The organism is Nocardia sp. BMG51109 (genome assembly GCF_000526215.1).
In the GTDB taxonomy this organism is placed as follows: Bacteria; Actinomycetota; Actinomycetes; order Mycobacteriales; family Mycobacteriaceae; genus Nocardia.
Window position 1 is genome coordinate 6,742,546 of the sequence record NZ_JAFQ01000004.1, and the last position, 18,590, is coordinate 6,761,135.

An 18,590-nucleotide genomic window follows, 5' to 3' on the forward strand; every position below is an offset into this window, starting at 1 on the left:
GCAGGCCTGGGGCCTGGCCTAGAAATCAGCCGCGCAGATACTGCTCGAGGTGCTCGCGTTCGGTCTGCAATTCGGAGATGGCGCTCTTCACCACGTCGCCGATGCTGACGATGCCCACCATCCGGCCCTCGCGCAGCACCGGAAGATGGCGGATGCGGTGCTCGGTCATCGTCGGCCGCAGACTCTCCACCCGATCGTCGGGCGAACAGGTGTGCACCACCGCGGTCATGATCGCGGAGACCGGCCGGTCCAGCAGTTCGGCGCCCACCGCATGCAGTCGTCGGACGACGTCGCGCTCGGAGACGATGCCATCGAGCGAGAGGCCGTCCGACGACACCACCACCGCGCCGACGTTCTGTTCCGCCAGCACCGCCAGCAACTCCCGCACCGGCGCCTGCGGCGCGACCGTCACCACCTCGGCACCCTTTCTCCGCAGAATCTCCGAAATTCGCATCGCTGACCACCGCCGTTTCTCGCCCTTCGGACGGTTACCAGGATCTCGCGTTTCCGCCGCGGTGACCAGCAACGATTCCGGACGGGACGATCAACCGGACGGTCAGGTGCGGACGCGGCGCGACCCACGGCGCTCGGCGAACCTGCCACGGCGCCGGTGACCTCCGACGTACCATGCGGAATGTGGCCGATGCGAACCTTCCCGCCGTGGTGCGGGTTCTCGTGTACTCGAGCGATTCCGACACCCGCCGCCAGGTGATCCAGGCGCTCGGCAAGCACCCCCGGCCGGACCTGCCGCCGTTCGAGTACCTGGAGATCGCCACCGCGCCCGTGGTCGTCGAGCAGATGGACGCCGGCGGTATCGATCTGGCCGTGCTCGACGGCGAGGCGGCGCCCGCGGGCGGCATGGGCCTGGCCAAGCAGCTGAAGGACGAACTCGACGACTGCCCGCCGATCCTGGTGCTCACCGGCCGCGCCGACGACGCCTGGCTGGCGAACTGGTCGCGGGCCGAGGGCACGGCCTCGCATCCGATCGATCCCTTCCAGCTGACCGAGGCCGTCGCGGGGGTGCTCCAGCACCGCACCGCCGTCTGACCGCGGCGGCACGGCCCGCATCCATGCACGCGATGCAATCCTGCCGAACCTGAAACTCTCCTGCGCACCGGCGATTCCACCACCGAGCGGCGGGCATTCGCCGCGCCGCACCCACCCCGTGCGCCGTCATGTGACGGAATCGGATTGCGTCTCTTCATTCATAAGTGACAGTTCCGAATTCGATCAAATACCGCCCGCAATCGGCAGGCATTCAGAACGATCGGTTGTAGGCTGTGCCCTAGTTCACATGAGTGCGGGCGCTGATATGAGTCCCGTTTGTCCGGTTCCCCCATCGTCCGCACGGTGACCGAGCGTGCCTCGGGGCGCGACTGGCCCGGCAGACGACGACGTCGGCCCGCCTCGGCAGCTGCCGGCTTGTGTCCGCGACGGAGAGGGGTAGTGCAGTTGTGAATACCGAGGTGCCGACCCTTGTACTCGGCGCGATCGCGGCGGCGTTCGCGCTGTTCTCCGTCCTGCTGGCGGCCGTCATCGGCCCCAAGCGCTACAACCGAGCCAAACTCGAGGCGTACGAGTGCGGTATCGAGCCGACCCCGCACGCCGTCGCCGGCGGGCCGGGAAACGCCGCCGGACAACGCTTTCCGGTGAAGTACTACCTGACCGCGATGCTGTTCATCATCTTCGACATCGAGATCGTGTTCCTCTACCCGTGGGCGGTGCACTTCGATGCTCTCGGTGTGTTCGGTCTCGCCGCGATGGCGCTGTTCCTCTTCAACGTCTCGGTCGCCTACGCCTACGAGTGGCGGCGCGGCGGGCTGAGCTGGGACTAGCACAGCCACCACACCGCCCGGTCCGAAGCACATGTCCGCCGTCCCGGCGCCCGCCGGGACCGAAGGATCAGCACGGAAGTGAGTCAGTCCGAAATGGGTCTCGAGGAGAAACTGCCCAGCGGATTCCTGCTGAGCACGGTCGAACAGTTCGCCGGTTTCATGCGCAAGGGCTCGCTGTGGCCCGCGACATTCGGCCTGGCCTGCTGCGCGATCGAGATGATGGCCACCGGCGGCGGGCGGTTCGACAGCGCCCGCTTCGGCATGGAGGTCTTCCGCGCCTCACCGCGCCAGGCCGATCTGATGATCGTCGCCGGCCGGGTGAGCCAGAAGATGGCCCCGGTGCTGCGCCAGGTCTACGACCAGATGACCGAACCGAAATGGGTGCTGGCGATGGGCGTCTGCGCCTCCTCCGGCGGCATGTTCAACAACTACGCCGTCGTGCAGGGCGTGGATCACGTTGTGCCCGTGGACATCTACCTGCCCGGGTGTCCGCCCCGGCCGGAGATGCTGTTGCACGCGATCTTGAAGCTGCACGAGAAGATCCAGGAGATGCCGCTCGGGGTGAACCGCGAGGAGGCCGCGCGTGCCGCCGAACAGGCCGCGCTCTCGGTCACCCCGACCATCCAGATGACGGGACTGCTGCGATGACGACGGATTCCCCCCGAGGCCCCGGCGAACCACCCGCGGCCGCCCCCGACCACGACGAGGCGCAACTGGCGGAGGAAGACCAGCGCGCCCGCCCGGCCGACGAGGTGATCGGCGTGCGCAAGGGCATGTTCGGTGTCCGCGGGACCGGCGACACCTCCGGCTACGGCCGCCTGGTACGCACGGTCAGCCTGCCCGGCAGCACCCCGCCCCCGTACGGGGGCTATTTCGACGAGGTGGTCGCCCGGCTCCTGGATGCGCTGGCCGCCGACGGATTCGCCGAATCGATCGAGAAGATCGTCGTGTTCCGCGACGAACTCACCCTGCACGTGCGCCGCGAGCAGTTGCCCCGCGTCGCCCAGGCGCTGCGCGACGAGGCCGCGCTGCGCTTCGAACTGTGCCTGGGCGTCAGCGGCGTGCACTACCCCGACGACACGGGCCGCGAACTGCACGCGGTCTACCCGCTCATGTCGATCACGCACAACCGGCGGCTGCGGCTGGAGGTGTCGGCACCCGACGCCGACCCGCACATCCCCTCGCTGTACCCCGTCTACCCCACCACGGACTGGCACGAGCGGGAAACCTACGACTTCTTCGGCATCCTGTTCGACGGCCACCCCGCGCTGACCCGGATCACGATGCCCGACGACTGGCGCGGGCACCCCCAGCGCAAGGACTACCCGCTCGGCGGGATCCCGGTCGAATACAAGGGCGCCCGCATCCCGGCACCCGACCAGCGGAGGGCCTACAGCTGATGAACGACATCGACACCCGGCGCAACGACCCCACGCCGGAGAACCACACCGCCGCACCGCCCGAGCAGGTGGTCACGGTCGCGGGCCAGGACTGGGACGACGTGCGCGAGGCCCTCGGCGGGGCGGCCGAGGAACGCATCGTGGTCAACATGGGCCCGCAGCATCCGTCCACCCACGGCGTGCTGCGGCTGATCCTGGAGATCGAGGGCGAGACGGTCACCGAGGCCCGCTGCGGCGTCGGCTACCTGCACACCGGTATCGAGAAGAATCTCGAGTTCCGCAACTGGGTGCAGGGCGTCACCTTCGTGACCCGGATGGACTACCTGTCGCCGTTCTTCAACGAGACGGCCTACTGCCTGGGCGTGGAGAAGCTGCTCGACATCACCGACGCGATTCCCGAGCGCGCCACCGTGATCCGGGTGCTGCTGATGGAGCTCAACCGCATCTCCTCGCATCTGGTGGCGCTGGCCACCGGCGGCATGGAACTGGGCGCGCTGACGCCGATGCTGTTCGGTTTCCGCGAGCGCGAACTGATTCTCGACGTCTTCGAGACGATCACGGGCCTGCGGATGAACCACGCCTACATCCGCCCCGGCGGCGTCGCCCAGGATCTGCCCGACGACGGCGTGCAGAAGGTACGCGATCTGCTGGCGCTGCTGCCGAAGCGGCTGCGCGACATGGAGCTGTTGCTCAACGAGAACCCGATCTGGAAGGCCCGCACCCGCGACGTCGGCTATCTCGACCTGACCGGCTGCATGGCGCTGGGCATCACCGGCCCGGTGCTGCGCGCCACCGGCCTGCCGCACGACCTGCGCAAGTCGCAGCCCTACTGCGGGTACGAGACCTACGAATTCGACGTCATGACCGACACCGGCTGCGATTGCTACGGCCGTTACCTCATCCGGGTGAACGAGATGAAGGAGTCGGTCAAGATCGTCGAGCAGTGCCTGGACAAGCTGCGCCCGGGCCCGGTCATGGTGGAGGACAAGAAGATCGCCTGGCCGGCCGATCTGCAGTTGGGCCCGGACGGGCTGGGCAACTCGCCGCAGCACATCGGCAAGATCATGGGCACCTCGATGGAGGCGCTGATCCATCACTTCAAGCTCGTCACCGAGGGCATGCGGGTACCGGCGGGCCAGGTGTACACGGCGGTGGAGTCGCCGCGCGGCGAGCTCGGCGTGCACATGGTCAGCGACGGCGGCACCCGGCCGTTCCGGGTGCACTACCGCGATCCCTCGTTCACGAATCTGCAAGCCGTGGCGGCGATGTGCGAGGGCGGCATGGTCGCCGACGTGATCGCCTCCGTCGCCAGCATCGACCCGGTGATGGGCGGTGTCGACCGATGACAGCCGAGCGGAGCGAGACGATGAGGTCGGAGACGATGAGGTCGGAGACCATGAGTTCAGCAGTGCCGCTGCACCTCTCGGCGCGCCCCGTCCCGTATCCGAGGGAGGTGCACGACCGGCTCGAGGTGGAGGCCAAGCAGATCGTCGACTGCTATCCGCAGCCGCGCTCGGCCCTGCTGCCGCTGCTGCACCTGGTGCAGAGCGTGGAGGGCTACGTCTCCGGCACCGGCATCGAATTCTGCGCCGAGCAGCTGGGGTTGACCGGCGCCGAGGTGACGGCCGTCGCCACCTTCTATTCGATGTACCGCCGCACCCCGACCGGCGACTACCACGTGGGCGTGTGCACCAACACGCTGTGCGCGGTCCTGGGCGGCGACGAGATCTTCGCGGAACTGAAGCGCCACCTGGGTATTCAGCACGGCGAGACCACCGCCGACGGCGCCGTGACGCTCGAGCACATCGAATGCAATGCCGCCTGCGACTACGCGCCGGTGCTGATGGTGAACTGGGAATTCTTCGACAACCAGACACCCGGATCGGCACGCGCGCTGGTCGACGCGCTGCGCGGCGGCGAGCAGGTCACCGGAACCCGCAGCGGCGCACCGCTGTGCACGTTCCGCGACACCGCCCGCCTGCTGGCCGGATTCCCGGACGAGCGCCCGGGCGCCAACGACGGCGAGCCCGGCCCCGCGACGCTGGCCGGACTGCGTATCGCGCACCGCCTGAACGGTCAGGGGGCGGAGGCTGTCCCCGAACAGCCGCTGCACCAACCGAATTCCGAGGCCGCCCCGGGCGGCGCGGCCGGCACCGAGCAGGACGGTGGGCGATGAGTCTCGCACCCGTTCTCACCCGCTACTGGGACGAGCCGCAGTCGTGGACCTTGGAGACCTACCGGCGCCACGACGGCTACCGCGCCCTGCCGAAGGCGCTGCGGATGCAGCCCGACGAGGTGATCGCCACGGTCAAGGACGCGGGCCTGCGCGGCCGCGGCGGCGCGGGCTTCCCGACCGGCATGAAATGGGGCTTCATACCGCAGGGGCCGGGCCCGGACGGCATCGAGAAACCGCATTACCTGGTGGTGAATGCCGACGAGTCGGAACCGGGTACCTGCAAGGACATTCCGCTCATGCTCGCCACGCCGCACGTCCTCGTCGAGGGCGTCATCATCGCGGCCTACGCCATCCGTGCCTCGCACGCCTTCATCTACGTGCGCGGCGAGGTGCTGCCGGTGCTGCGGCGCCTGCGGGCGGCGGTCCAGGAGGCATACGACGCGGGCTGTCTCGGGCACGACATCCTCGGCTCGGGATACGACCTGGAGCTGATCGTGCACGCCGGGGCGGGCGCCTACATCTGCGGTGAGGAGACGGCGCTGCTCGACTCGCTGGAGGGCCGCCGCGGCCAGCCCCGGCTGCGCCCGCCGTTCCCGGCGGTCGCCGGGTTGTACGCGTGCCCGACGGTCGTCAACAACGTGGAATCCATCGCCAGCGTGCCGTCCATCATCGGCAACGGCGTCGACTGGTTCCGGTCCATGGGCACCGAGAAATCGCCGGGCTTCACGCTGTATTCGCTGTCGGGCCACGTCACGCGGCCGGGCCAGTACGAGGCACCGCTCGGCACCACCCTGCGTGAGCTGCTGACCTACGCGGGCGGCGTGCGGGCCGGGCACACCCTCAAGTTCTGGACGCCGGGCGGCTCGTCGACACCGCTGCTCACCGATGACCACCTGGACGTCCCGCTCGACTACGAGAACGTGTCCGCGGCCGGATCCATGCTGGGCACCAAGGCATTACAGATCTTCGACGACACCACCTGCGTGGTGCGCGCCGTCCTGCGCTGGACCGAGTTCTACGCGCACGAGTCCTGCGGCAAGTGCACGCCGTGCCGGGAGGGCACCTACTGGCTGGTGCAACTGCTGGAGCGGCTCGAACAAGGCCACGGCACCGAGGCCGATCTCGACAAGCTGCTCGATATCGCCGACAACATCAACGGTAAGTCGTTCTGCGCGCTCGGCGACGGCGCCGCCAGCCCGATCGTGTCCTCGCTGGAGTACTTCCGCGCCGAGTACGAGACGCACCTGCGGCTCGGCGGGTGCCCGTTCGATCCGGCCCACTGCACCGCGTGGTCGCAGACCCGCACCGCACCGGGCATCGAGACCGCCGGAGGAGTCCGATGACAGCCACCGTCAGTAGCAACAGCAGCGACATCGTGCCGGAGGATCTGGTGAGCGTCACCATCGACGGCACCACCGTCAGCGTGCCCACCGGCACCCTGCTCATCCGGGCGGCCGAACTGATCGGGATCCAGATTCCGCGCTTCTGTGATCATCCGCTGCTCGATCCGGTCGGCGCCTGCCGCCAATGCCTGGTCGAGGTGGAGGGACAGCGCAAGCCGGTGGCCTCGTGCACGATGGCCGTCACCGACGGCATGGTCGCGCATACCCAGCTCAGCTCCCCCGCCGCCGCCAAGGCGCAGGAAGGGGTGATGGAGCTGCTGCTGATCAACCATCCCCTCGACTGCCCGGTATGCGACAAGGGTGGCGAATGCCCGCTGCAGAACCAGGCGATGTCCAGCGGCCGCGCCGAATCGCGGTTCGAGGGCGTGAAACGCACGTATCCCAAGCCGATTCCGCTGTCGTCGGCCGTCCTGCTGGACCGGGAGCGCTGCGTGCTGTGCGCGCGCTGCACCCGGTTCGCTCAGCAGGTCGCGGGCGACCCGTTCATCGAGCTGATGGATCGCGGTGCGCTGGAGCAGGTCGGCATCGGCGGCTGCGCTCCCGACACCACGGGGCGCTCCGCAAGCTCCGCTCCCGACACCATGGGGCGCTCCGCAAGCTCCGCTCCCGACACCATGGGGCGCTCCGCAAGCTCCGCTCCCGACACCATGGGGCGCTCCGCAAGCTCCGCTCCCGACGGCGAGCCGTTCAATTCCTACTTCTCCGGCAACACCGTCCAGATCTGCCCGGTCGGCGCGCTCACCGGCACCGCCTACCGGTTCCGGGCCCGCCCGTTCGACCTGGTCTCCAGCCCCGCCGTCTGCGAACACTGCGCCTCCGGCTGCGCGCAGCGCACCGACCACCGCCGCGGAAAGGTGTTGCGGCGCTTGGCCGGTGACGACCCGCAGGTCAACGAGGAGTGGAACTGCGACAAGGGCCGGTGGGCGTTCACCTATGCCACCGAGCCCGACCGGCTGACGACGCCGCTCGTGCGCGGCTGGGACGGCACCCTCGCGCCCGCCTCCTGGTCGGAGGCGCTGGCCCGGGCGGCCGAGGGGCTCGCGGCCGCCCGCGGCAACGCGGGGGTGCTGGTCGGCGGCCGCGCCACCCTGGAGGACGCTTACGCCTACGCCAAGTTCGCGCGGATCGCGCTGGGCACCAACGATATCGACTTCCGCGCCCGCGCCCATTCCGCGGAGGAGGCGCAGTTCCTCGCCGCCCGCGTCGCCGGACGAGGCATGACCGTCGACTACGCCGCGCTGGAGACGGCTCCGGTGGTGCTGCTGGCCGGGTTCGAGCCGGAAGAGGAGTCGCCGATCGTCTACCTGCGGCTGCGCAAGGCGGCCCGCAAGCGCGGGCTGCGGGTGTATTCCGTTGCGCCCTATGCCTCTCGCGGCCTCGAGCGGATGGCGGGAACGCTGCTGCCGACCGCGCCCGGCCGGGAGGCGCACGTGCTGGACACCCTCGCGGACCTGCGGCCGCCCGAGCGGCCCGCGCAGGACCTCCCCGACGACCAGGTCTCGGAACTCACCAGGCTGCTTCGCCGGCCCGGCGCGGTCATCCTGGCGGGCGAACGCCTCGCCACCGCGTCCGGCGCCCTCTCCGCGGCGGTTCGCCTGGCCGACAGCACCCGAGCCACGCTCTCCTGGGTCCCCCGCCGCGCCGGTGAGCGCGGCGCGATCGAGGCGGGCGCCCTCCCCGGCCTGCTCCCGGGCGGGCGCCCCGTCGGTGATGCCCGTGCCCGCCAGCAGCTCCGCACCGCCTGGAACGTCGACGAGCTGCCCGGCGCCGCCGGCCGTGACACCACCGAAATCCTCGCCGCCGCACAGCAGCTCGGCGCCCTGGTGATCGGCGGCGTCGAACCGCCGGACCTGCCCGATCCGCGGGCCGCGCTCGACGCGCTGGACGCCGCGCGCTTCGTGGTCAGCCTGGAACTGCGGCGCGGCGCGATCACCGACCGCGCCGACGTCGTGTTCCCGGTGGCGTCGACGATGGAGAAAGCGGGCACCTTCCTCACCTGGGAGGGCCGCACCCGCCAGTTCGACGCCGCGCTCGCCGATCCGACCGTCCGCCGCGCGGCGGCGCCGCTGGCCGACCACCGGGTGCTGCACGCCGTCGCCGACGAGATGGGTATCCGGCTCGGCCTGCCCGACGTCACCTCCGCGCGAGCCGAACTCGCCGACCTGGGCGGGTGGGACGGCGAACCGAGCCCCGCGCCCGCACACCCGCCCGAACCCGCGCCGCAGCCCGCTCCCGGCACGGCGGTCCTGGCCGGCTGGCGGATGCTGCTCGACAACGGCCGCATGCAGGACGGCGAACCGAACCTGGCGGGCACCGCGCGTCCCCCGATCGTGCGCATGTCCCGCGACACCGCCGCCGAAATCGACGCCACCACAGGCGATCCGGTGCGGGTGAGCACCGACCACGGCCACATCACGCTGCCGCTGGAGATCACCGCGATGCCCGATCGGGTGGTGTGGCTGCCGCTGAACTCTCCCGGGTCCGTGGTGTACGAGCAGCTCGCCACCATCCCCGGACACCTCGTGCGCATCCGACGGGAGGACCACCGTGAGTGATTTGACGGCATTCGGCCACGACCCCTGGTGGCTGATCCTGCTGAAGTCCGTCGGGATCTTCGTCTTCCTGCTGACCATCCCGCTGCTGGGCGTGCTCATCGAACGCAAGGTCGTCGCCTGGATGCAGATGCGCGTCGGCCCCAACCGGGTCGGCCCGCGCGGCACGCTGCAGTCCCTCGCGGACGGGGCGAAGATGCTGCTCAAGGAGGACATCGTCCCGGCCATCGTGGACAAGCCGATCTACATCCTGGCGCCGGTGATCGCGCTGATTCCGGCGGTGATGGCCTTCGCGGTGATCCCGATGGGGCCGCAGGTGTCGATCTTCGGGACGTCGACCCCGTTGCAGCTCACCGACATGCCGGTCGGCGTGCTCTACGTCCTCGCGATGGCATCGGTCGGCGTGTACGGCATCGTGCTCGCGGGCTGGGCCTCCGGATCGACGTATCCGCTGCTCGGCGGCCTGCGCTCGACCGCCCAGGTGATCTCCTACGAGATCGCCATGGCCGCCTGCTTCGCCGCGGTGTTCCTGCTGACCGGCACGATGTCCACCTCGGGCATCGTCGACAGCCAGTGGGGCACCTGGAACGTCTTCCTGCTGCTGCCGTCGTTCCTGATCTACGCGGTGTCGATGGTCGGCGAGACCAACCGGGCACCGTTCGATCTTCCCGAGGCCGAGGGCGAGCTGGTCGGCGGCTTCCACACCGAGTACTCCTCGCTGAAGTTCGCCATGTTCATGATGGCCGAGTACATCAACATGGGCACCGTCTCGGCGCTCGCCACCACGCTGTTCTTCGGCGGCTGGCACGCGCCGTTCCCGCTGAGCCTCTGGGAGGGCGCCAATTCCGGCTGGTGGCCGATCCTGTGGTTCACCGCCAAGGTCTGGACCTTCCTGTTCGTCTTCATCTGGCTGCGCGGCACGCTGCCCCGCCTGCGCTACGACCAGTTCATGAATCTCGGCTGGAAGCTGCTGATCCCCGTCTCGCTGCTGTGGGTGATGGTGGTCGCGACGCTGAAGGTGCTGCAGGACAACGGGACTCACATCGAAACCGCGGGACTCGTGGTCGGCGGCATCGTGGTCGCGGCGCTGTTGCTCGGCGTGATGCTGCGGGCCGGGCACAGGGGGGACGATCGCCGCGCCGAGACCGGCCCGGCCACACCGGAACCCTATGCGGGATTCCCGGTGCCGCCGATCCCGCCCCAGCCCGTGCGCGAGACCGCCGAGCCAGGGGTGCTGGAGCCGCTGGGCGGCTTCGCCGTCACCTTCGCCACCATGTTCAAGGAGAAGAACACCGAGTTCTATCCGGAGGAGAAGGTCCCGACCGCGCCGCGCTACCACGGCCGCCACCAGCTCAACCGGCATCCGGACGGCCTGGAGAAGTGCATCGGCTGCGAGCTGTGCGCGTGGGCCTGCCCCGCCGACGCCATCTACGTCGAGGGCGCCGACAACACCGAAGGCGGTCGCTTCTCCCCCGGCGAGCGTTACGGGCAGGTCTATCAGATCAACTACCTGCGCTGCATCGGCTGCGGCCTGTGCATCGAGGCATGCCCCACCCGGGCGCTGACCATGACCAACGACTACGAGATGGCCGACGACAACCGCGGCGACCTCATCTTCGAAAAGGATCAGCTCCTCGCCCCGCTGCGGAGCGGCATGATGCCGGCGCCGCATCCCGCGTATCCGGGTGCGACGGAAGAGGACTACTACCTCGGCAACGTCCCGGCCGCGCCGGGCACACCCGAGGACACGGGTCTGCGACAGACCGCCGCCGACACAAGGCCCACCGGAGCCGACGAGCCCCACCGGGAGCCGGCCGCCGCCGGTACGGAAGGACCACCGCGATGAAACCAAGCGCGACCGCGGACCACCCGTGCCGCTTTCACGGCCGGGACGAACATCGTTACCGCGCACATCGGTCCGGACGGGCCATCGGCGCGGCGGGAGGTGCGCGATGAATTACCTTGCCGCCGACGCGGTTACCCGGACCTCGACCGGTGAAGCCGTGACCTTCTGGATTCTCGCGGTGGTCGCCGTGGCAGGCGCTCTGGGCATGGTCTGTGCGCGCAAGGCGGTGCATTCGGCGCTGTGCCTGGCCGCCACCATGATCACGCTGTCGGTGTTCTATATCGCCCAGAACGCGCTGTTCCTGGGCGTGGTGCAGATCGTGGTCTACACCGGCGCGGTCATGATGCTGTTCCTGTTCGTGCTCATGCTGGTCGGCGTCGATTCGGCCGAATCGCTGCGGGAGACACTGCGCGGTCACCGGATCGCGGTCGTCCTGGTCGGACTCGGATTCGGCGCGCTGCTGATCGGCGCGATCGCCCGTGGCGTGCACGACGATTCGGTCGCACCGGTCGGCGCCGGATTCGGCGAGGACACCATCGCCGCACTCGCCGAGTTGATCTTCGTGCGCTACGTGTGGGCGTTCGAACTCACCGGCGCGCTGCTGATCACCGCCACCCTCGGCGCCATGGTGCTGGCCCACCGGGAGCGCTTCGGCCCGCGCACCGACCAGCGGGAGATGTCGAAACGCCGGGTGCGCGAGGGACGTCAGGTCACCCCGCTCCCGACGCCCGGCGTCTACGCCCGGCACAACGCGGTCGACGTCCCGGCCCGGCTGCCCGACGGATCGTTCGCCGAACTCTCGGTCAGCACCATCCTGCGCCACCGCCGCGACCGCGCCCACACCGAGGCCGCGGCCATCGGAGTCCGCACCGCGAACGGCGGTGACTCACCGAACGCCGGTGACTCACCGAACGGCAACGGTCACAACGGGAACGGCTCCACCCACGGCTCCGACGACAACCCCACGCACGGCTGAGAGAGAGGCTCCGCGGTGAATCCGGACAACTACCTGTATCTGTCCGCGCTGCTGTTCACCATCGGCGCGGCCGGTGTCCTGGTGCGGCGCAACGCGATCGTGGTGTTCATGTGCATCGAACTGATGCTGAACGCGGTCAACCTGGCCTTCGTCACCTTCGCGCGGGAGCGCGCGAACCTCGACGGCCAGGTGTTCGCATTCTTCACGATGGTGGTGGCCGCCGCCGAGGTCGTCGTCGGCCTGGCCATCATCATGACCATCTTCCGCGCCCGCCGCTCGACCTCGGTCGACGACGCCAACCTGCTGAAGTACTGACGTGGATACCACGCTGACGCTCTGGTTGCTGCCGGCCCTGCCGCTGGCCGGTGCGGTGATCCTGCTGCTGGCCGGCCGGCTGAGCGACCGCTGGGGGCATTGGCTCGGCTGTCTGCTGGCGCTGGCCTCGTTCGCCGTCGCGGGCTGGGCGTTCTTCGACATGCTCGGCCGCGCAACCGACGCGCGGCCCGTCGCGCACAGCTTCTTCAGCTGGGTGCCCGTCGCCGGGTTGCAGGCCGACTTCGCGCTGCGGCTCGATCAGCTGTCGATGTGCTTCGCGCTGCTGATCACCGGTGTCGGCTCTCTGATCCACATCTATTCGGTCGGGTACATGAGCCACGACCCGGGCCGGCGCCGGTTCTTCGCGTACCTCAACCTGTTCCTGGCCGCCATGCTGGTGCTGGTCCTCGCCGACAACTACCTGGTGCTGTATCTCGGCTGGGAGGGCGTCGGCCTGGCGTCCTACCTGCTGATCGGCTTCTGGCACGACAAGCCTTCGGCCGCAACGGCGGCGAAGAAGGCCTTCGTGGTGAACCGGGTCGGCGACATGGGCCTGGCGATCGCGCTGTTCGCCATGTTCGCCACGTTCGGGTCGGTCGACTTCGGCGTCGTATTCGCCGGCGCCCCGCAGGCGGGCGAGGGCACGCTGACCGCGATCGGCCTGCTGTTGCTGCTCGGGGCGTGCGGTAAATCCGCGCAGGTGCCGCTGCAGTCCTGGCTCGGCGACGCGATGGAGGGCCCCACACCGGTGTCGGCGCTCATCCACGCCGCCACCATGGTCACCGCCGGTGTCTACCTGATCGCGCGCTCCGGCCCGATCTTCGATCTCGCACCGGGCGCGCGCGCCGCGGTGATGGCGGTCGGCGCGGTGACGCTGCTGTTCGGCGCGATCATCGGCTGCGCCAAGGACGACATCAAGAAGGCGCTGGCCGCGTCCACCATGAGCCAGATCGGGTACATGGTGCTCGCGGCGGGGCTCGGGCCGATCGGATACGCCGCCGCCATCATGCATCTGCTCACCCACGGCTTCTTCAAGGCCGGGCTGTTCCTCGGCGCCGGTTCGGTGATGCACGGGATGAACGACGAGACCGATATGCGCCGCTACGGCGGTCTGCGCGCGGTCATGCCGATCACCTACGCCACCTTCGGGCTCGGGTATCTCGCGATCATCGGCGTGCCGCCGTTCTCCGGATTCTTCTCCAAGGATCGAATCATCGAGTCCGCCTTCGCCTTCGGCGGCGCCGGGGGCATCGTGGCCGGGCTCGCGGCCCTGCTCGGCGCCGGCATCACCGCGTTCTACATGACCCGGGTCATGCTGATGACCTTCTTCGGTGAACGCCGCTGGCACGAGGACGCGCACCCGCACGAATCCCCCGCGGTCATGACGGGCCCGATGATCCTGCTGGCCATCGGCTCCGTCGCGGCCGGCGGGCTGCTGGTGTTCGGCTCGTCGCTGCAGAACTGGCTGGAACCGGTGGTCGGCGCGCATCACGGCGAGCCCGCGATTCCGGCCTGGGCGATCACGATCCTCGCGCTGGTGGTCGTCGCGGCCGGTGTGTGGGTCGCCTACAGCCGCTACGCCCGCACGGTCCCCGAGACGGCACCGGCCGGATCGGTTCTCACGCGCGCGGCCCGCCGCGACCTGTACGGCGATGCCCTGAACGAGGCGGCGTTCATGCGCACCGGGCAGCAGCTGACCAGATCGCTGGTGTTCGTCGACAAGCGCGGAATCGACGGCCTGGTCAATACGACGGCCGCCGTCATCGGCGGCCTGTCGGCCCGAATCCGGCGCGTGCAAACCGGTTTCGTGCGCTCCTACGCCCTGTCCATGTTCACCGGCGCGGCCCTGGTGGTCGCCGCCCTGCTGGCGGTGAGGTTGCTGTGAACAGTTTTCCGTGGCTGACGACCCTGTGGGTGCTGCCCCTGGCCGGCGCCGCACTCGTTCTCCTGCTGCCGGGGGCGCAGCGCACCCTGGCCCGGTCGACCGGGCTGGCGATATCGCTCGCCACGCTGGCGATCGGGATCGTGGTGGCGGTGCGGTTCGAACCCGGCGGCGCGCAGTTCCAATTCGTCGAATCGCACCGCTGGATACCGGCTTTCGGCGCCGGGTACACGCTCGGCGTCGACGGCATCGCGCTGGTGCTGGTGCTGCTGACGGCCGCGCTGGTACCGCTGCTGATCCTCGCGGGCTGGAAGGACGAACGGGAAGTCGGTTCGGGCCGCCGCGTCGCGCACATCTATGTGGCGCTGACGCTGGTCGTCGAGTCGATGGTGCTGATCTCGTTCACCTCGCTGGACATCCTGCTGTTCTACGTGTTCTTCGAGGTGATGCTGATCCCGATGTACTTCCTCATCGGCGGCTTCGGCCCGCGCACGGTGTCCGGCGACGGGGCCGACGAGGCGGCCGCGCGCCGGCAGCGCTCGCGGGCGGCGGTGAAGTTCCTGCTGTACAACCTGTTCGGCGGACTCATCATGCTGGCCGCGGTGATCGGGCTGTACGTGCTCACCGCCCGGGAGAAGCTGGGCGCCGACGGGGGCGGCACCTTCGATTTCCGGGCCGTCATGGCCGCCGCCAACTCGGGTGAACTGGGCGCGGGCCCGGCGGTGCTGAACGCGATCTTCCTCGGTTTCCTGTTCGCGTTCGCCGTCAAGGCGCCGCTGTGGCCGCTGCATACCTGGCTGCCCGGCGCGGCCGTCTCCGCGACACCGGCCAGCGCGGTGCTGATGATGGCGGTGGTCGACAAGGTCGGCACCTTCGGCATGCTGCGCTATTGTCTGTCGCTGTTCCCGTCGGCATCGAGTACGTATGCGCCGCTGATCAGCACGCTGGCGGTGATCGGCATCGTCTACGGGGCACTGCTGGCCATCGGCCAATCCGATGTGATGCGGCTGATCGCCTACACCTCGATCTCGCACTTCGGATTCATCATCCTGGGCATCTTCGCCATGACCAACCAGAGCGGGGCCGGGGCGACGCTGTACATGATCAACCACGGCATCTCCACCGCGGCGCTGTTCCTGATCGCCGGATTCCTGGTGTCGCGCCGGGGAACTCGCGTCATCGCCGAATTCGGCGGGGTGCAGAAGGTGGCGCCCGTCCTGGCCGGAACCTTCCTCATCGCCGGACTGGCCACGCTCTCGCTGCCCGGCCTGGCGCCGTTCGTCAGCGAATTCCTCGTCCTGGCAGGCACATTCACCCGTTATCCGGTGGCCGCGATCTGCGCCACCGGCGCACTGGTGCTGGCGGCGCTCTACGTGCTGTGGCTCTACCAGCGGATGATGACGGGCCCGGTGAAGAAGGGCAACGAGCGGCTCCAGGACCTGCTGCCGCGCGAACTCGTGGTCGTCGCCCCGCTGCTGATCGCCCTGGTATTCCTCGGCGCCTACCCCAAACCCGTACTGGACCGCATCAATCCGGCCGTGGCGAGCACCCTGACGACGATCGGCAAGCACGACCCCGCGCCGAACGTGCCGCAGCAGGAGGCCGCCGTCGCCCCGGCCGGAGGTGCGCACAAATGAGCCTCGTGGCCGCCGTCCCCCGCAGCGGAGGTACAGACCAGTGAATCAGCTTCTCGCCGCGTCGGTTCCGGCGCCCTCGATCGAGTACGGAGCGCTGTCGCCGATGCTCATCGTGTTCGGCGCGGCCGTCGCCGGAGTGATCGTCGAGGCGTTCGCGCCGCGGTCGTGGCGGTACCCGCTCCAGCTCCTGCTCGGCGTGGCCGGGCTGGGTGCGGCGCTCGGTGCCGTGATCGGGCTGGCCGGCACGAACACCACGGCGATCGTGGAGGCGGTCGCCGTCGACAATGTCGCGCTGTTCCTGCAGGGCGCCATCCTGGTGGTCGCCCTTCTGGGCGTGCTGCTGATGGCCGAGCGGGGCATCGAACCGCTGCTGCGTCCGGCGCGCCGGGAAGGTCCGGGCACCTGGAGCCGCGCCGCCGCACACACAGCCGGCGCCACCGTCCCGGTCGACGCGTTCGCCCCGCAGGCCGCCGCGATGCCCGGCAGCCCCGACGAGATCGCCGCGGCCCGAGCGGGAATCACCACCACCGAGGTGTTCCCGCTGGCGTTGTTCGCCATCGGCGGGCTGATGCTGTTCCCCGCGTCCAACGACCTGCTGACCATGTTCGTGGCACTGGAGGTGCTGTCGCTTCCGCTGTATCTCCTGTGCGGGCTGGCCCGCCGGCGGCGGCTGCTGTCCCAGGAGGCGGCGCTGAAGTACTTCCTGCTCGGCGCGTTCTCCTCGGCCTTCTTCCTGTACGGGATGGCCCTGCTGTACGGCTATGCGGGAACGGTGCGCTTCGCGGGCGTCGCCGACGTCGTCGCCCGCGACTCCGGCTCGAAAACCCTTGCGGTGCTGGGCCTGGCGATGCTGGCGGTCGGGCTGCTGTTCAAGATCGGCGCGGTGCCTTTCCAGTCCTGGGTGCCCGATGTCTATCAGGGCGCGCCGACCTCGGTGACGGCGCTGATGGCGGCGGGTACCAAGATCGCGGCCGTTGGGGCGCTGCTGCGGCTGCTGCAGGTCGGGGTTCCCGGTCTGCGCGACGACTGGCGCCCGATCCTCGCGGCGATCTCCCTCGCGACCATGGTGATGGGCGCGGTCGTGGCGATCACGCAGACCGATATGAAGCGCATCCTGGCGTATTCCTCGGTGGCACATGCCGGTTTCATCCTGACCGCGCTGGTGGCCGGCAACACCGAGGGCACCTCGTCGGTGCTGTTCTATCTGGCCGCGTACGGCATCGCCACCCTCGGCGCATTCGCCGCCGTGACCCTGGTGCGCGACGGGGCGGGCGACGAGGCCACCGAGTTGTCGGCCTGGGCCGGTCTGGGGCGGCATTCTCCGTGGCTGGCAACGATTGTCGCGCTGTTCCTGCTTTCGATGGCCGGGATCCCGCTCACCAGCGGCTTCGTCAGCAAGTTCGCCGTGTTCTCGGCCGCGGCCGCCGGAGGCGCCACTGTCCTGGTCATCGTCGGCGTCGTCGCCAGCGCGATCGCGGCGTTCTTCTACATCCGCGTCATCGTGCTGATGTTCTTCACCGATCCGCCCGAGGACGCGCCGCGGATCGTGACGCCGCCGCTCACCACCGGGGTGATCGCCGTGACCGCCGCCGCCACCCTGGTACTGGGCATCCTGCCGCAGCCGTTGCTCGATATGACCGAGCGCGCAACGACATTCGCGCGCTGAGCCGCAATTGTGCCGTGCCCCGGACGGATACCGTCCGGGGCACGGTCGTCGGCGATGGTCTCCTGCGGCAGGCTCAGCCGATGACCTCGCGCAGCCGCACGGCGAACTTCTCCGGAGCCTCCACGAATCCGACGTGCCCGCCCGGGAACGGGGTCGGTTCGATGCTCAGATCGGCGGCGAGGGCGCGGGAGGTGCGGTCACAGAACTGTCCCGCCGACGCCTGGCCGATACCGATGACGAGCCTCTCCCGGACCGCCCGCAGGGCGTCGAGATCGGGCCGCCAGCCCGCCGTGCCCTCCAGTTCGTGCAGGTAGAAGTAGCGGTCCTCGGCGGCCGAGGCCGGCGTGCGGTCGCCGAACATCCGCTGGAACGCCTCCTCCGGCAGCTCCATGTCGGTGGACGCGAAGAACTTGCGGATCGCCTCGATCTCGTCGCCGCGCCGATACGTGGCGACGATGTCGGCGCGCAGGACCCGCTGCTCGGCGCGATCGTCGAGCAGTTCGGCCAGCGGCGGCTCGTGTGCGACCGCGGTCTCGACGAGTTCCGGATCCGATTGCAGCAGTGCGAGAGTCGTGATCGCGCCGCCCGACGATCCCAGGATCGTCGCCGGTCCGGCGTCGACGTGCCGGAGGATCCGCGCCAGATCGCCGGCCCGCAGGTCCGGGGTGGAGTCGCTGTCCGGATCGTCGAGCGCGCTGCCGTAGTGGCCGCGCGGATCGGTGGTGAGCACGGTGTGATCGGCGGCGAGCAGCTCCGCGAGCGGCGCGAACGGCTCGGTGTGCATCGGCGAGCCGACCAGCACCAGCAGCGGGCCGCTGCCGCGCACTTCGTAGTACAGCCGCACGCCGGGCGCGGCCAGGGTGGCGGAGGTGACGGGGACGGACGAGGTCAAGGCGATCCTC

General features: G+C 69.6%; 16 protein-coding genes. 14 read left to right on the forward strand and 2 right to left on the reverse strand.

Translation table 11 applies throughout. From position 1 onward, the window contains the following. Positions 1-25 precede the first annotated feature (25 nt). A complete protein-coding gene (locus D892_RS0131840) occupies positions 26-454 on the reverse strand; it encodes a CBS domain-containing protein (protein WP_024805129.1) in 429 nt (142 codons plus the stop codon). 173 nt (positions 455-627) lie between these two features. Here D892_RS0131840 and D892_RS0131845 point away from each other — a divergent pair, with 173 nt between their 5' ends. The 14 genes from D892_RS0131845 to nuoN all read left to right on the forward strand — a co-directional run bounded on the left by D892_RS0131845 (position 628) and on the right by nuoN (position 17,688). Further along, entirely contained in the window at positions 628-1,047 is a 420-nt protein-coding gene (locus D892_RS0131845; RefSeq protein WP_024805130.1) for a response regulator transcription factor, read from the forward strand. Positions 1,048-1,454: 407 nt separating this feature from the next. Continuing rightward, positions 1,455-1,835 carry an NADH-quinone oxidoreductase subunit A gene (locus D892_RS0131850; RefSeq protein WP_024805131.1) on the forward strand — a complete coding sequence of 127 codons (381 nt, stop codon included), beginning with the start codon at positions 1,455-1,457 and terminating at the stop codon, positions 1,833-1,835. A 93-nt stretch (positions 1,836-1,928) separates the two neighbouring features. Beyond that, positions 1,929-2,483 (forward strand): NADH-quinone oxidoreductase subunit B family protein, encoded by a 555-nt coding sequence (locus D892_RS0131855; protein ID WP_024805132.1) that lies wholly within the window; start codon positions 1,929-1,931, stop codon positions 2,481-2,483. Continuing rightward, complete coding sequence (locus D892_RS0131860; protein WP_024805133.1) at positions 2,480-3,235, forward strand: NADH-quinone oxidoreductase subunit C; 756 nt, start codon at positions 2,480-2,482, stop codon at positions 3,233-3,235. Before D892_RS0131855 ends, D892_RS0131860 begins: the two co-directional genes overlap by 4 nt. Continuing rightward, a complete protein-coding gene (locus D892_RS0131865) occupies positions 3,235-4,581 on the forward strand; it encodes an NADH-quinone oxidoreductase subunit D (RefSeq protein ID WP_024805134.1) in 1,347 nt (448 codons plus the stop codon). Before D892_RS0131860 ends, D892_RS0131865 begins: the two co-directional genes overlap by 1 nt. Positions 4,582-4,631: 50 nt before the next feature. Continuing rightward, on the forward strand, positions 4,632-5,411 hold the full coding sequence (nuoE, locus tag D892_RS0131870; protein WP_024805135.1) for an NADH-quinone oxidoreductase subunit NuoE: 780 nt from the start codon (positions 4,632-4,634) through the stop codon (positions 5,409-5,411). Then, on the forward strand, positions 5,408-6,754 hold the full coding sequence (nuoF, locus tag D892_RS0131875; protein WP_024805136.1) for an NADH-quinone oxidoreductase subunit NuoF: 1,347 nt from the start codon (positions 5,408-5,410) through the stop codon (positions 6,752-6,754). Before nuoE ends, nuoF begins: the two co-directional genes overlap by 4 nt. After that, positions 6,751-9,369, forward strand: coding sequence for an NADH-quinone oxidoreductase subunit G (locus tag D892_RS0131880; protein ID WP_024805137.1), 2,619 nt, complete (start codon positions 6,751-6,753; stop codon positions 9,367-9,369). The genes nuoF and D892_RS0131880 overlap by 4 nt, the downstream gene beginning before the upstream one ends. After that, a complete protein-coding gene (nuoH, locus tag D892_RS0131885; RefSeq protein WP_024805138.1) occupies positions 9,362-11,212 on the forward strand; it encodes an NADH-quinone oxidoreductase subunit NuoH in 1,851 nt (616 codons plus the stop codon). Before D892_RS0131880 ends, nuoH begins: the two co-directional genes overlap by 8 nt. A gap of 106 nt (positions 11,213-11,318) precedes the next feature. Next, positions 11,319-12,188 carry an NADH-quinone oxidoreductase subunit J gene (locus tag D892_RS0131890; RefSeq protein WP_024805139.1) on the forward strand — a complete coding sequence of 290 codons (870 nt, stop codon included), beginning with the start codon at positions 11,319-11,321 and terminating at the stop codon, positions 12,186-12,188. A gap of 15 nt (positions 12,189-12,203) precedes the next feature. Next, complete coding sequence (gene nuoK, locus D892_RS0131895; RefSeq protein WP_024805140.1) at positions 12,204-12,503, forward strand: NADH-quinone oxidoreductase subunit NuoK; 300 nt, start codon at positions 12,204-12,206, stop codon at positions 12,501-12,503. Position 12,504: 1 nt separating this feature from the next. Beyond that, positions 12,505-14,388, forward strand: a complete 1,884-nt coding sequence (gene nuoL / locus D892_RS0131900) for an NADH-quinone oxidoreductase subunit L (RefSeq protein WP_036567615.1) — start codon at positions 12,505-12,507, stop codon at positions 14,386-14,388. Beyond that, positions 14,385-16,022 (forward strand): NADH-quinone oxidoreductase subunit M, encoded by a 1,638-nt coding sequence (locus D892_RS0131905; protein WP_024805142.1) that lies wholly within the window; start codon positions 14,385-14,387, stop codon positions 16,020-16,022. Before nuoL ends, D892_RS0131905 begins: the two co-directional genes overlap by 4 nt. Positions 16,023-16,062: 40 nt before the next feature. Continuing rightward, complete coding sequence (nuoN, locus tag D892_RS0131910; RefSeq protein ID WP_024805143.1) at positions 16,063-17,688, forward strand: NADH-quinone oxidoreductase subunit NuoN; 1,626 nt, start codon at positions 16,063-16,065, stop codon at positions 17,686-17,688. A gap of 73 nt (positions 17,689-17,761) precedes the next feature. On the opposite strand, the gene D892_RS0131915 is transcribed toward nuoN, so the two are convergent. Next, entirely contained in the window at positions 17,762-18,586 is an 825-nt protein-coding gene (locus tag D892_RS0131915; protein WP_369801842.1) for an alpha/beta fold hydrolase, read from the reverse strand. Positions 18,587-18,590: the final 4 nt, after the last annotated feature.

Coding starts and splice junctions, on each gene's coding strand:
- D892_RS0131880 (WP_024805137.1), top strand. CDS start 6,751: ATGACAGCCACCGTCAGTAGCAACAGCAGCGACATCGTGCCGGAGGAT.
- nuoE (WP_024805135.1), top strand. CDS start 4,632: ATGAGTTCAGCAGTGCCGCTGCACCTCTCGGCGCGCCCCGTCCCGTAT.
- nuoF (WP_024805136.1), top strand. CDS start 5,408: ATGAGTCTCGCACCCGTTCTCACCCGCTACTGGGACGAGCCGCAGTCG.
- D892_RS0131855 (WP_024805132.1), top strand. CDS start 1,929: ATGGGTCTCGAGGAGAAACTGCCCAGCGGATTCCTGCTGAGCACGGTC.
- D892_RS0131865 (WP_024805134.1), top strand. CDS start 3,235: ATGAACGACATCGACACCCGGCGCAACGACCCCACGCCGGAGAACCAC.
- D892_RS0131840 (WP_024805129.1), bottom strand. CDS start 454: ATGCGAATTTCGGAGATTCTGCGGAGAAAGGGTGCCGAGGTGGTGACG.
- D892_RS0131890 (WP_024805139.1), top strand. CDS start 11,319: ATGAATTACCTTGCCGCCGACGCGGTTACCCGGACCTCGACCGGTGAA.
- D892_RS0131860 (WP_024805133.1), top strand. CDS start 2,480: ATGACGACGGATTCCCCCCGAGGCCCCGGCGAACCACCCGCGGCCGCC.
- D892_RS0131845 (WP_024805130.1), top strand. CDS start 628: ATGCGGAATGTGGCCGATGCGAACCTTCCCGCCGTGGTGCGGGTTCTC.